This is a genomic window from Bacteroides sp. Ga6A2 (genome assembly GCF_000702225.1).
Lineage (GTDB): Bacteria > Bacteroidota > Bacteroidia > Bacteroidales > Bacteroidaceae > Ga6A1.
This window is the reverse complement of sequence record NZ_KL370872.1, coordinates 73,615-86,513: the sequence shown is the minus strand read 5'-3', so window position 1 is coordinate 86,513 and position 12,899 is coordinate 73,615. Positions and strand designations below refer to the sequence as shown.

12 protein-coding genes are annotated in these 12,899 nt (G+C 45.7%); 2 read left to right on the top strand and 10 right to left on the bottom strand.

Annotated features, from left to right (window positions below):
- Position 1: 1 nt before the first annotated feature.
- The 4 genes from T538_RS0114235 to T538_RS0114220 all read right to left on the bottom strand — a co-directional run bounded on the left by T538_RS0114235 (position 2) and on the right by T538_RS0114220 (position 6,654).
- Positions 2–1,765 (bottom strand): glycoside hydrolase family 97 protein, encoded by a 1,764-nt coding sequence (locus tag T538_RS0114235; RefSeq protein WP_031534785.1) that lies wholly within the window; start codon positions 1,763–1,765, stop codon positions 2–4.
- A gap of 96 nt (positions 1,766–1,861) precedes the next feature.
- Positions 1,862–4,261, bottom strand: coding sequence for a glycoside hydrolase family 95 protein (locus T538_RS0114230; protein WP_051663837.1), 2,400 nt, complete (start codon positions 4,259–4,261; stop codon positions 1,862–1,864).
- A gap of 130 nt (positions 4,262–4,391) precedes the next feature.
- Positions 4,392–6,110 carry a DUF2207 family protein gene (locus tag T538_RS0114225; protein WP_031534781.1) on the bottom strand — a complete coding sequence of 573 codons (1,719 nt, stop codon included), beginning with the start codon at positions 6,108–6,110 and terminating at the stop codon, positions 4,392–4,394.
- Positions 6,091–6,654 (bottom strand): LemA family protein, encoded by a 564-nt coding sequence (locus tag T538_RS0114220; protein ID WP_081835014.1) that lies wholly within the window; start codon positions 6,652–6,654, stop codon positions 6,091–6,093. Before T538_RS0114220 ends, T538_RS0114225 begins: the two co-directional genes overlap by 20 nt.
- 208 nt (positions 6,655–6,862) lie before the next feature.
- Between T538_RS0114220 and T538_RS17875 the strand changes: the two genes are divergently transcribed.
- On the top strand, positions 6,863–7,570 hold the full coding sequence (locus tag T538_RS17875) for a PrsW family intramembrane metalloprotease (protein WP_051656141.1): 708 nt from the start codon (positions 6,863–6,865) through the stop codon (positions 7,568–7,570).
- A gap of 217 nt (positions 7,571–7,787) precedes the next feature.
- On the opposite strand, the gene T538_RS0114205 is transcribed toward T538_RS17875, so the two are convergent.
- The 4 genes from T538_RS0114205 to T538_RS0114190 are packed head-to-tail and all read right to left on the bottom strand — an operon-like array spanning position 7,788 to position 9,808.
- Positions 7,788–8,546 (bottom strand): hypothetical protein, encoded by a 759-nt coding sequence (locus T538_RS0114205; protein ID WP_031534775.1) that lies wholly within the window; start codon positions 8,544–8,546, stop codon positions 7,788–7,790.
- Complete coding sequence (locus T538_RS0114200; RefSeq protein ID WP_031534773.1) at positions 8,477–9,016, bottom strand: hypothetical protein; 540 nt, start codon at positions 9,014–9,016, stop codon at positions 8,477–8,479. The genes T538_RS0114205 and T538_RS0114200 overlap by 70 nt, the downstream gene beginning before the upstream one ends.
- A 2-nt stretch (positions 9,017–9,018) precedes the next feature.
- Positions 9,019–9,582 carry a GTPase domain-containing protein gene (locus tag T538_RS0114195; protein WP_031541463.1) on the bottom strand — a complete coding sequence of 188 codons (564 nt, stop codon included), beginning with the start codon at positions 9,580–9,582 and terminating at the stop codon, positions 9,019–9,021.
- A 7-nt stretch (positions 9,583–9,589) separates the two neighbouring features.
- Positions 9,590–9,808 (bottom strand): DUF6140 family protein, encoded by a 219-nt coding sequence (locus tag T538_RS0114190; protein WP_031534769.1) that lies wholly within the window; start codon positions 9,806–9,808, stop codon positions 9,590–9,592.
- A gap of 791 nt (positions 9,809–10,599) precedes the next feature.
- Here T538_RS0114190 and T538_RS0114180 point away from each other — a divergent pair.
- Positions 10,600–11,970 (top strand): MATE family efflux transporter, encoded by a 1,371-nt coding sequence (locus T538_RS0114180; protein WP_031534767.1) that lies wholly within the window; start codon positions 10,600–10,602, stop codon positions 11,968–11,970.
- 3 nt (positions 11,971–11,973) lie between these two features.
- Here the strand turns inward: T538_RS0114180 and T538_RS0114175 are convergent, their stop codons facing one another.
- Both T538_RS0114175 and T538_RS0114170 read right to left on the bottom strand, forming a co-directional pair.
- Positions 11,974–12,345 carry a hypothetical protein gene (locus T538_RS0114175; protein ID WP_031534765.1) on the bottom strand — a complete coding sequence of 124 codons (372 nt, stop codon included), beginning with the start codon at positions 12,343–12,345 and terminating at the stop codon, positions 11,974–11,976.
- 9 nt (positions 12,346–12,354) lie between these two features.
- Positions 12,355–12,666: an FtsB family cell division protein gene (locus T538_RS0114170; RefSeq protein WP_051656140.1), complete on the bottom strand. Its 312-nt coding sequence runs from the start codon at positions 12,664–12,666 to the stop codon at positions 12,355–12,357.
- Between the last annotated feature and the right edge of the window lie 233 nt (positions 12,667–12,899).

Here is a 12,899-nt window from a genome sequence, read left to right as displayed (position 1 = left end):
CTTATTTCACAACTATAACAAAGCCACCGCGCGGCTTCATTTCTATTTCATTTGGAAGAGACTGGCCTTTCGTGATGTTCCACGGATTTCCGTCGGCAAAAACAGTCACGTCGCGTCCTAACTTTTCGAGATTCTTGGTGCTGAACTTAGCCGAAAAATCCTTGTCCGTGCCGTTTATTCCGGCAATATACCAAGTGCTACCCTTTCGGCGCGCCATGACAACATATTCGCCCGGATAGCCGGCAAGAAGTCTTGTCTCGTCCCATGCCGTTGGCAGTTCAGACAGATAGTTCTTTACCTCGGCAGGCTGTGCAAGGAAACTCTCGGGGCGGTCGGCAAGATGCTGAATACCTGATTCATAGAGCGCAGTCAGAGCCAGCTCGTGAGCGTGGGTTGTGATGTGCGGATGCTGCGAGTCGGTGAAGGCGCAAGGCGTGTAGTCCATCGAGCCGACAACGTTTCGGGTAAAAGGCAGAGTGGCGTTGTGGGCAGCCGCCTTGTCGGTAAACGTAGGCACGTTGTTGTACCATTCTGCTCCGTAAACACCCTCGGTGCTCACAAGGTTCGGATAAGTTCGCTGCCAGCCTCGCGGAAGCGTTGCGCCGTGGAAATTCACGAGCAGATGATACTTTGCCGCGCTTTCGAGAAGTTCTATCATATACTTCATGTTCAGATTGTTGTCGCCCGAAAAGAAGTCTATTTTCACGCCCTTGACACCGATTTTCTCGCACCACGCAAACTCCTTCTCGCGGTCGTCGGGATTGTTCAGTCTGAACTTCGGTCCCGGCGCGCCGTTTATCCATCCAACCGACGAGTTGTACCATATTATCGGCTTCACTCCGTTGTCTGTGGCATATCTAACCGCATCTTCTACCGATTTTCCATCCTTGAACTCGTCCCACTCAGCATCAATCAAGACGTAAGGAAGTTTTAGTACCTTTGCCATGTCGGTATATTTTTTGATGATGTTGAAATCGTTAGAACCGTGATTATAAGCCCAATATACCCACGCAGCCACACCCGGTTCAATCCACGAAGTATCGTCTATTCTGCAAGGCTCAGAAAGCGTTGTTACGAGGGTCGATTCAACCACATCGGCAAGGTTTCCAATGATGACGGTCTTCCAAGTGCTCATCTTCGGAATGTTCACGTTCTCGTCGGTAACAATGGTGAACTCGCCCTTCTTGTCGGTACTATATAGGCAAGATGCCGCGTTGTCCTTGTGAACATCGGCCTCGGTAAGGAGCGCGAAAACTCCGTTGCCGTACTCGAACAGCGACGGAAAAGCCCATCGGTCGCCCTTCTTCGTCAGTCTGTTCTTCGGAAAAAACTCCTCGTAACTGTCAACCCATTTCTGAAGCCAGTTGTTTGTTGCCGATGCAAAACTTACGGCAACGGGCTGCTCTCCGTTGAAGTCCATGCTGGCACGGCTCATCAGTCTGAACGCCACGCCGTCGTTGTATACTCGCAGAATCAGGCTACCGCCCGATGCGAGAGAATACTGATATTCAACGCCTTTGGCTTGGCACATCTGCCTTTTGCCAAGAAGCATCTGATATTTTTCGTTTACGTTTGATTTTCTCGTCAAGCCAGAGATGCCCTTTACCTCGGCAGAGCAGATTTGCTGCCATTTTCCGCCGTCGCGATACGATATTTTTATCGAATCGCCCTTGGCTGTAGCCTTTATTTTGCCGTTTGGCGAGGTCTGTGCGCCTGCTCCGGCAGAGACGCAAAGGATTAGCAATGCTGTTATTATTTTCTTCATTTTCTGACATTTAGACTATTCAAAATTAGGTATCAATATAAAAGATTGAAATCTGTGCGACACGTTTTTCAGAAGTCGCACAGATTTCAAAGGAACTTATTTCAATACAACCGATTTGCTGAAAGTAACCTTGTAGGTGTAAACCTTCAGTTCCTCGTCGTAAGCCGACATTTCGAAGCCCGAAAGTTTCTTTGGCGAGCGTACGAATATGGTGCGAGGCTCGCCCGGCATTACGGTATTTGTTATCGTAGCCTTCGACAGTTTGCCCTTGTGCCAGTCAATGTCTACAATCAGTCCGCCCTGCGCTCTCAAGCCCTTCACGCTGCCGTCGCCCCAAGCATCGGGCAGCGCAGGCAGAATGTGAACAAACTCGTCGTTGCATTGCAGAAGCATCTCGGCTATGCCTGCCGTAGCACCAAAGTTGCCGTCAATCTGGAATGGCGGATGCGCATCGAACATATTCGGGAACGTGCGTCCGTCGGGATATTCACGCTCCTTGCCTTCGTTTGGCAGAAGTCGGAGCATATTGCGAAGAATCTTGTAGGCATGGTTTCCGTCGAGCATTCGTGCCCAGAAGTTTATCTTCCAGCCAAGACTCCAGCCTGTTGCCTGATCGCCGCGCTGCTCGAGCGTTACGCCAGCCGCCTTCCACAGTTTGTAAGTCTCGAACGGACTTATCTGCGACGACGGATACAAGCCGTACAGATGCGAGATGTGGCGGTGCTCGTCCTTAGGGTCGTCAATATCCTCGCGCCACTCCTGAAGCTGTCCGTACTGTCCCACCTTCATCTTAGGAATCTTGCTAAGAGCCTTCTTCAAATTCTTGCAGTAAGCCTCATCCTCGCCCAGCACCTTAGCCGCGCGCAGAGCCTGCTCAAGCACATCGGTAGCAATCTGGTTATCCATTGTGCAGCCGGCAGTTACGGGCGACTGCTTACCCACTCCGCCGTGTTCTGGCGAAACCGACGGAACAACCAGAAGTTCGCCGTCGCGCTCAACCATAAAGTCGAGGTAGAAATCGGCAGCACCCTTCAAAATAGGATAATATTTGCGAAGGAAATCGGAGTCGAGAGTGTAGAGATAATGCTTCCAGATGTGGGTAGAAAGCCATCCTCCGCCGTTAGGGAACATACCCCAGAATGCGCCGTCTACCGGACCGGCAATGCGCCAGATATCGGTATTATGATGAGCCATCCATCCGCCGCAGCCGTACATCTTTCGGGCTGTCTCTGCGCCGGTAACGCTGAGGTCGGAGATGAGCGAGAACAGCGGTTCAACGCTCTCGGTAAGTCCGCACACCTCGGCTGGCCAATAGTTCATCTCGGTATTTATGTTGATTGTGTATTTCGAATCCCACGGAGCGTTGGTCTTGTCGTTCCAAACGCCCTGCAGATTGGCTGCCTGACCGCCTGTCTGCGATGATGAGATGAGCAGGTATCTTCCGTAGTTGAAGAGCAGCGCACAGAGCGAGCCTCTGCCCTCGCCTGCAACATGCTTCTGTTCTACCGCCTTGTAATAGTTTGCAAGTCGCTCGTTGGTTGGCAGGGCGGCATTGGTTGCGGGCTCTTCGCCGAGAGTAAGTTTTACTCTGTTGTACTGGTTCTGATATTTTGCGACGTGACGCTTCAGAAGCAAGTTGTAATTCATCTTCTCGGCAGCCGAGAGAAGTTCGTCGTTCTTCTTGTCGGCATCTCCGCTAACATCCTTGTAATTAACGAAATTCGTTGCCGCACAGATGAACAATGTTGCCTCTGTCGCATTTTCGACCTTCAGACTGTTGCCCGATTCGCTTATCTTTCCGTCGGACTTAGCATCGACACGGCATTTAGCCGTCAGAGCCGCCTTTATGCCCTCTTGGTCTACGCCCTTTACCGAAATAAGCAGCGAGCCGTCCTTAGCCTCGGCGGTAGATGCGAGCTGACACTCATGACCGAGCGCGAAACTTAGCGCGCCCTTCTTGCTCGCCTTTATGTGCATAACCACAATACCGTCGGCAAGCGAGGCAAATGTTGTTCGCGTGTACTTAACGCCGTCTATAGTGAAAGAAGTGGTGTTTGTCGCGTTTTTCAGGTTCAGTTCGCGAGTGTAGTGCTGCGCCTCGCCCTTTGTTCCGAAATCGAGTTTCAGACTGCCGAGAGTAAGGAATCTCATTCCGTGAGGACCTTTTATAAACTCGCGGTTTATTAGGTCTTCAGCCTGTTTTTCCTTGCCTTCGAAAATTAGGTTTCGCACCTCGTTAAGGTAATAGATGCTCTGGCTGCTGTTGTTATTGTGCGGACCGCCGCTCCAGAAAGTCTCTTCGTTAAGCTGAATCCGCTCTACGTCCGTTCCACCATAGACCATAGCTCCCATACGGCTGTTGCCCAACGGCAGAGCCTCGAGCCAGCACGATGCCGGCTTATTGTACCACAAACGCTGGCTGTTGTCGGTTTGTGCATTTACCGATATGGCGGCTGCTATGAGCAACGCGCCCACACACATTTTTCTTATCATCATCTGAAAAAAGGTTACATAATAGCTAAAACTATGCGAAGATATAAAAAAATGACAAAAAGTACAAAAAAACTCCTGCAAATCCGAGAAGAAATGCAGGAGTTTCTTTATTTCATATCCTATTGTGACGGAATCATCTTCCGCCGCCACCGCCACCGCCGCTACAGCCGCCACCGCCGCCTATCGACGACCAGCTGCTGTGTCCCGAAGACGATGTCTTCTTGTCATGCGCATCTATCGCGCTCGTAACACCTGTGTGTATAACATCCGTCCACACATCGGTAAATCCGGCATCGGCAAGTTCGAGATTCTTGGCAAGGTTAGACATATCCAGATACTCAGGATTGAGTTTCTTCATCTCTGCCCTAACCTTGTCGGCAATGCCGAAGAACTGGGCATAAATCATATAGTTGTCCCAAAGTTTCACCTCCATTATTCCTCGCTCGTTAAGCAGAGAGAAATCTTCGAGGAAGGCCTTCAGTCCAAACACATCGGCTCCGTTCTTGTTGATGTAATCGTCTTCGGCATCTACTTGCAGAGCATCAACCACTTCCTTTATCATTCCGTAGTGGTTCTTCCCCCATTTTTCGAACTCTCTTGGCTGAAGAATGAGGTCGCTACCCGATGCCTGCGTAAGCATCCGCAGAACGCGCTCACATATTTTGTCATCGCCCTCAAGTTCCTTGCTGACGCTCTTTACCGGACGTTCAATCTTCATCATGTCGGTAAGCTTGCCCTTCCAGTTTTCTTTCACGATGGAAATATCGCCGCGCGAGATAAGGCGGAGGATGATTGCGCCGAGAAGATTCTCCTCGTTCATGTTGAAGAAATACGAAAGTTTGTTTATCAGACTTCGGTTCTCGACGAGCGACCATTCAGGGTTGACATCGCGGTAATATCTGCCTTTGGCTATGCCTATCCGCTTACGGCGATAGTACAGTCTGAGCGGAGCAAGCGAGACAATCCACCACAACGCCACAAGTATTCCCCACAGAACGTACAGCAAGAAGTTGGCTAACATACCTGCAAGGAATCTTGCCAACAAGCAAAATGCTACGAACACAACGGCTATAACATAATCCCAAAAATCCCAGTCCTCATCGTCGCTGGAATAATCGCTGCCGTCGAGTGCTTCCTGCTTGCGCTGCGCCCATGTCTTGTCGCCCTTCATTTCCGGCTCAAAGATGCCTTTGTCAAACTCAAGCATCACGATTATTCGCTTGCCGTTGCCAATGGTCTCGCTCGGCGTTACAACGATGCAACTGTCGCCAAACTCGATGCGACCCTGATGTCCGAAAGCCCATCGGCGAGTGTTTGCCTCGGAGATGTTGATTGAATCATCGGGCCAGATGGTAACGCAGGCATTCTCGATGTCGCAGTTCATGTCAACGAAGCAATGGTTGAATCCGTCGTTGGTATCGTAACTCTTCACAAGATTTGTGAGGATATAACTCACGACATACTGGTGTCTGCCATAGTCGCCAAATCCCCAGCAGATTTCATCGCCGTTATTTATTCCGCACTTTCCTGCCTTTTCGTCGCGGCTGGCATCAACGTCCCACGAGCCAAGCGTTTCGAACTTCTGAAGGCCATTTTTACCGGGGATATAGCCCTCAACCTGAAGGTCCTCAATCCTCATGCCCGACTGAGCCTTGTGCTTAACGTACCACTCGCTCTTGGCATCGCTGTCGTCAAGGTCGATATCCCATCGTTCTTCGACATAAGCATCTCCGTTGCGATAGAGAACAACGCTTATTTCGAGATTCTTCACATCGCTTGCCAGAACATTCAGGGGCGAAAGTACGGCAAGCAGAAGAGTCAGGGCTACAGCCTTACTTATTGAATGCCTCATCTAAGTCGGGATAAGCTTTTTTCCTTGCATCGTCAACTGTAAGATAATCTTTCTCGGTAAAGTGCAGCATAGATGCCACGATAGAAGAAGGCCACTGGCGAACCAAGCGGTTCATCTTCGTTGCCGTATCGTTGTATATCATACGCGACATGCGGACGTGCTCCTCGTACTTGTCTACGCCGCCCATAGCCTCTTTGTATAGGTCGGCTGCCTTCAGGTCGGGATAGGCCTCGCCAATGGCAAGGAGTCTGCCAACAACCTGCTGCATGGCACTCTGCTGCTCATCGATAAGAGAGGCTGAATCGACCTTCTCGCCTCTGCGCTGCTGGATAACATTTATAAGTGTCTCAGACTCGTGCTTTGAGTACTGTGCAGCCATCTTTGCCAAGGCAAGCAGGGCGTCCCAGCGTGAATTTAGCTGAACCTCAATCTGGCTGAGTGCGTTCTTGCACATCTCGTCGTTACTAACCAATGCTCTCTGCGTGCTTACGAAATAGAAAAGCACTAACAGGGCAACAATTCCAATCACAATTAGTGGTGTCATATTTTTCTGAATTATTTAGAATTATAGATGTTTTGCGTGAATCAAAGATTTAGGACAAAACAAAGTCCGCTTGCGAAAATACAACAATTCTTTCTAAACCGCTGCAACAATATCCAAAAAATGCACAATTCCGACAACAAAATTGCCACCGCCACCACTTTTTATTATTTTTGCAGCCGAAAAATACAACATTTTTACATAAGCAAACATGATTAGTATTCTGATTACCGGAATTTTGCCAGCCCTCGTGCTGTGGCTATACATCAACTGGCGCGACCCTCAGCGCGAGCCTATCGGCAAACTTCTGAAAGCCGTGTTCTGGGGAATAGCCATCTGCATTCCCGTGGCATTGGTCGAGGAGATTATAGCAACAATTCTTTTTGCCGACGGTGAGTCGCACTCGGTTATTGGCGGAGTGGTTAACGCCTTTTTCGTGGCTGCCATTCCCGAAGAGACATTCAAGCTTATTGCCCTATGGATTGTGGTGCGCCACAACAAGGCATTCGACGAGTATTTCGACGGCATAACATACGCCGTGAGCGTGGGACTCGGCTTTGCCGCCTTCGAGAACATCTTGTATCTCTTCGATTCCGAAGACTGGCAGATTGTGGGCATCATGCGCGCCCTTCTCGCCGTTCCGGGACACTATGCCTTTGCCGTGCTGATGGGCTATTACTACTCACTCAGTCACTTCGGAATAAACAGATTCCGCAACAGCATAATGACGATTGCTGCGCCGGTATTTGCACACGGCGTTTACGACGGAATTCTGATGGCATCAGAAGGCGTTTCGGAGGATGTTGCCGCCGGAGTGGGAGTCGTGGCATTCGTTGCCGTGGTCATCTTCAGCTTCAAGCTGCAAAAGAATGCCTTGAGAAAGATTAAAGGTCTGATAGAAAAGGACAAAGAACGGTAAAATCCAGCAGAATTAAAGGTATAATGGATGCTGTTGATTCAACATATCAGATTGCTGAACAATGATGGTGCTTTTTGACTACGATTATACATAAAAATCTGCAAGTTTAATATCATAAAGATACAAAAACTTGCAGATTTATCAAACTGATTTGCAGTATATTTATTATATAACAAACATTTGCGTCCTCATTAAGGGGCAACTATTTAAATACTCATCAGAAAATTATGTCCCACTCAATATTCAACTCGTATTTTTTTTCGGTTGCAATTCTAGTGTTAGAATTGATATTGAAGAAAGGAACCGTGTTAAGCGTAAATGCAATATCCATTACTTTGTTTAAAGATGATGAAATCTCGACATTAATCGTCTGACGTGACATAGGAGCCCCTAATTCTGGATCTCTAGCGTCAAGTAGACTACGAATATCTCTTGACATTATTAACCCTCGTTCTTCTGCAAGTAATTTCGCATTATTAAACTGTTCAACCGTAAACACTTGTTTTGGAAATTCTCGCGTCATTGTTATTTTGTTTAATAGATTTTGTCCAAGCGTGTTCTTTACATCTAAACGAATACCTGTACCTTTATAACGAAGATGGTTATCGCTATCTACTTCACGTCTATATTCTGCGATATTGCACTTTTTATAAGTGATTTTTGTAGCGCCAAGACACCTAGCAACCAGAAAAATGCCTTCAGCTGATGCCATAAGGTATTCATCTTCTGCATCTGTAGCTGTAATATAACCTTGGTTATATGGATGTCTAACCAATATTTCACCAGGAGTTAAATCATATGGAAGTTCGAAATGTTTCTTACCTTCGCCTAATTTTTTTATTTCTTCAGGTTCTAAAACTTTTACATTTTTGTTTAATCCTTTTGTTCCAGAATCCCACTTGTAATTTATTGCTTGCTCTGAAGATTCAGCAACATATATGACAGGATCAAGATGATTATTGCAATTACTATCCATATTATTATTTGTTTAAAAGTTATTTGTTTGCAGAAACTTTTTTTTTTGAAACCTTGTTTCTTTATTTCTATCAGATCTTGTTGATGTGGATGAACACCAAGCATTTCAGAATACTCATTAAGCAAATTAACAGCTTTCTCAGGATCATTTTCGTAGGTTATAAAAATGTATACCATTTTTCTACCAGCGAAATCAAGATCTTCAAAATTTCCTTCTATGGAATGAAGTACTGAGGATTTTAATTTGCGATAGCTACATCTAAAACTAGGAGAAAGATCATCTCTGTCTTTACGGCTACAAACTTCGTGGAATTTTGGCACATCCGCCAGTATCTTCATTATTTTATCTTGTAGTTCTGTTCCTGAATATTCCGAAGGAATTCCATCTATGACATACCTACTAGCATCAGTAGGTTTTTTCCACTGGACAAATAAACAAGTTTTCCACTGGACAAATAAACAAGTATTCATAATTATTTATTTAGTTCATTAATTATGGTTTCCACACATTCTTTTTTTGTAGTATCAATGTAGACTACTCGATTTAGAACACTTTGGTATGGCTTCCCTGCAAAAAACTTTTCGATTTCTGCTTGGTAATTGCCATGTAATTTATCAACATGTGTTCCAACAATAAGAACTTTCTGAGATGACGTTGAGTTTCGATGAATCATATCGATTCGTGCATTCGAGTCAGCCCTATATTTTGTATCTTTAATATATTCAGAAATATCAAAGAAAAATAATATGTAATCATGTTCTTTAATATAATCATTAAACTTTGATTTAAGCCACGCTTCTGCACCACTAAAATCTGTTACTTCATCAAACATGGCATTATTTTCAACTTCGTATTTTCTTGGTGCACCAGATGGTCCGTCAGGAATCTTTTCTTTTGCTATATATTGTAGAAAAGTTGTTTTACCAGACGAAAGTGGTCCAGTAATTAAAGTTTTCTTTGATAAGAATTCTTTAACTAGAGCTCCTGCTGCACCACCAGCAAGAACCCATAAAATGATTGGTATTATTGGCCACATAAAAATATTATAATTGTTCAACATTTAAGTACACCATACTCAACGCTCCACACTTCTTTATATCTATGCCATAGACACGCATGAAAGCGTCAGCAACAACCTGTCCACCGTTGGTTGAAACAGGATTGCTCATACTCTGTGTTACTACTTCAACTGTCATTCCAGGTTCAATGCGAACGCCATTACAGTTTTTCATCTGTTTGGTCGTGATTCTAAATCTTGCCATAACATTATATCTTCGAATCAATTAACATTTTTATTAAACTTCTTGCAAAATTAATCCATAAACAGATATATTTTTGGAAAATGTATTTGTTTTTCTTTTAGATTAGATAAAAATGCTCACGTAACGTATGTACATACAAAATACCAGCAGAATAATCCACTGAGGTTAAACCTATAAGTTACAGAAAACAGTTCTTTCATCATACCTGTTCTTTCAATGACTATTGGCTCCTCAATAGCCTCTCTTTACTTCGAAATTCTTCATCACATAGTAGGCGCGAAGCCTAACCAATCACCTAATCCACAAAAATAAGAGGCTCTCGCATCATTGATTTTTGAGAGTTCTCTCAAGTCGTAAAATCAAGCGCATCAGTACGCCTATAATACAAAAGAGTCTAAGATGTTAATAGCCGATTTCATTTCGGCACATCAAAGACATTACAAAGATAGTTGTTTTTTCTCTTTTTTAGCATTTTTCATTAGTAAAAATGCTATCTTTAGGTAAAATTTCTGTTTTTTTTGTAAAAATCCAATTAATATAGACATATTACAAGCCTATTTTGCGTTAACGAGCAGACTATCGTTGATTATTAATGTTTGTAGACCCTTTTTGTTTAGTGCTTCTGTTTTTAATTATTGCTGTCCGGTAAAACTCAAAAAGCTCTATCAATTATGAATTTTGAATTATGAATTCCTAATTACAATCCCCTCTTTCAATTTCCAAGAATGTCAGACTTTTCTCATAAAAATTCACTATATTTGCAGACTTTTCAGAATAAGACAGAGACAAAAATGAAATTATCATACTACAAACGCGAATACAAAAGCCTGCTGAAACTTGGAATTCCGATAACGATAGCGCAACTCGGCATGGTTCTGCAAAGCATGGCAGACACGCTCATGCTCGGTCAGCACTCGGCCTCGGAACTTGCCGCCGCCGGATTCGTAAACTCGTTGCTGATGCTCGCCCAGCTTCTGAGCATGGGCTTCTGCATGGCTGCCGTCCCTATTATCGGAAGCCTGTACGGCCAGCAGAAGACGCACGAAATTACCGTTGCCCTGAAGTCGTCGCTCCTTGCCGACATGCTTCAAGGTCTCTTTGTGTGCTCGCTCATGGCAGGCATCTATCTGCTTCTGCCGTACATGGGGCTCGACGGCTCTCTGCTGCCGCTCATGCAGAACTACTACATCATTCTGCTGCCGTCGCTGCTTGTAATGAGCGGCTGCACAGGCATGAAATCGTTTATGGACAGCATAAACGACACACGCACAACGATGTGGATTGTCCTCGTGGGCAACCTGTGGAACATAGTGTTCAACTATCTGCTTATTTTCGGTAAGTTCGGATTCAGCGAGATGGGAATAGACGGCGCGGCATGGGCTACATCAACAAGCCGTGTGCTGATGCTTGCAATATACATAGTGAACTTTGCATACAACAAGCGTTTTGCCAAGTATCGCGCCGAGTGGAAAAATGCAAAAATCAGCCTTGCCGAGATGAAACGACAGAACAACATAGGCTGGCCTATAGCCCTACAGATTGTGGTGGAACTGGCGGCCTTCTCGGGCGTTACGCTGCTGCTTGGCAAGGGCGGCGTTTCGTGGGACGCGACGACGGCTCTCTCTTCGCATCAGGTAACCGTGCAGCTTGCATCGTTCATCTATATGTTCTACCTCGGCATCGGAACGGCGGTATCAATCCGCGTAAGCAACCATTACGGGCAGAACAACTGGCAGAGCATAAAGGATTCGGCATACGCCGGATATCACATGATTCTGGCGGTGGGAATAATAAGCACATCTGCCGTGTTCATGATGCGCCATCACATCACGTCCCTGTTCATATCCGACAGCGACCCCGAGGCACTTGCGCGCATCTCGGCAACGGTTGTGTCGATGGTTCTTCCGCTGGTGTTCTATCAGGTTGGCGACGGCATTCAGACGTGCTTCGTCAATGCCCTTCGCGGCATCGGCGACGTAAAGAAACTTCTGAAATACTCGTTCATTGCCTACGGTGTGATAAGCATTCCGCTAAGTTACACGTTCGGCATCGCAATGGACGGCGGAGCGTGCGGTATATGGTGGGGATTTCCTTTCGGACTGTCGATTGCAGGCTACCTCTACTTCAAGCGGTTCAAGAAGCACATCGACAAGCATCTCTAAGGCTTACTTATCCTTGTCAAGTTCGGCAGGAATACGGAAGGCCGTGTAGAGTTGAAGTATTGTGGCAACGGTAAGGGCAAGCATCCACTCGTTGCGGATATACATGTTAAGAATGAACTTGCCGTTAAGGTACATCAGCATTCCGGTAAGGAGAAAGAGCACATCGCTGATAATCTGCATACGGCGAAGGCGGCGGAGAATGAAGTTGCTGCCTTCGTAACGCTGCATCAACTGCATAGGTACGAACATCAGAACTCCCACTCCATAAACAACATAGGCAGCCCATTGATGAAAGAAATAGCATCCTACACCTATCAACACAAGAATCATTCCGGCAGACATCATCATTACCTGCCAATCTTTCAATTTATTCATAATTACTTTTTATTCCAGAATATAAATATCCTCATTGTCCGCCTTCATGAAATAGCGTTCGCGGGCAATACGCCTAATCTCCGACGAGTCGTTTTGCAGACGGTCGAGGCAGTCGCTGTCGTGCTTTATCGCCTTCTTGCACTCGGCAATACGCTCTTCGAGTTCCGATTTTTCCGACTGCATCTTGGCTCTCTGCCACAGGCTGTTCGAATCGACGATGCCAATCCACAGAAGGAAGATAAATATCGTTATTACATATTTATTCTTCAGAAAAGCCGGAGACGGCAGAGCCTTCTTCAGTCCAGACCATTTGATATTCATACTCTTATCGTTACTTTTTTACAAGTTGCAAAAATAATAACTTTATTCGAGTTTCACAATAGCACCGGCGGCAAACATCTATTATTATTACGCCGGCTCGGGATAAAATTCATACAAACAACGGATTGTATGCTTATCTTAACAGCCTTACCGCACCTTGGACGTATCTTGAATCTATCTTCCTTCTACCTTCTTCCTACCTTCTTCCTACCTTCTTCCTACCTTCTTCCTAC

Coding starts and splice junctions, on each gene's coding strand:
- T538_RS0114235 (WP_031534785.1), bottom strand. CDS start 1,765: ATGAAGAAAATAATAACAGCATTGCTAATCCTTTGCGTCTCTGCCGGA.
- T538_RS0114230 (WP_051663837.1), bottom strand. CDS start 4,261: ATGATGATAAGAAAAATGTGTGTGGGCGCGTTGCTCATAGCAGCCGCC.
- T538_RS0114225 (WP_031534781.1), bottom strand. CDS start 6,110: ATGAGGCATTCAATAAGTAAGGCTGTAGCCCTGACTCTTCTGCTTGCC.
- T538_RS0114220 (WP_081835014.1), bottom strand. CDS start 6,654: ATGACACCACTAATTGTGATTGGAATTGTTGCCCTGTTAGTGCTTTTC.
- T538_RS17875 (WP_051656141.1), top strand. CDS start 6,863: ATGATTAGTATTCTGATTACCGGAATTTTGCCAGCCCTCGTGCTGTGG.
- T538_RS0114205 (WP_031534775.1), bottom strand. CDS start 8,546: ATGGATAGTAATTGCAATAATCATCTTGATCCTGTCATATATGTTGCT.
- T538_RS0114200 (WP_031534773.1), bottom strand. CDS start 9,016: ATGAATACTTGTTTATTTGTCCAGTGGAAAACTTGTTTATTTGTCCAG.
- T538_RS0114195 (WP_031541463.1), bottom strand. CDS start 9,582: ATGTGGCCAATAATACCAATCATTTTATGGGTTCTTGCTGGTGGTGCA.
- T538_RS0114190 (WP_031534769.1), bottom strand. CDS start 9,808: ATGGCAAGATTTAGAATCACGACCAAACAGATGAAAAACTGTAATGGC.
- T538_RS0114180 (WP_031534767.1), top strand. CDS start 10,600: ATGAAATTATCATACTACAAACGCGAATACAAAAGCCTGCTGAAACTT.
- T538_RS0114175 (WP_031534765.1), bottom strand. CDS start 12,345: ATGAATAAATTGAAAGATTGGCAGGTAATGATGATGTCTGCCGGAATG.
- T538_RS0114170 (WP_051656140.1), bottom strand. CDS start 12,666: ATGAATATCAAATGGTCTGGACTGAAGAAGGCTCTGCCGTCTCCGGCT.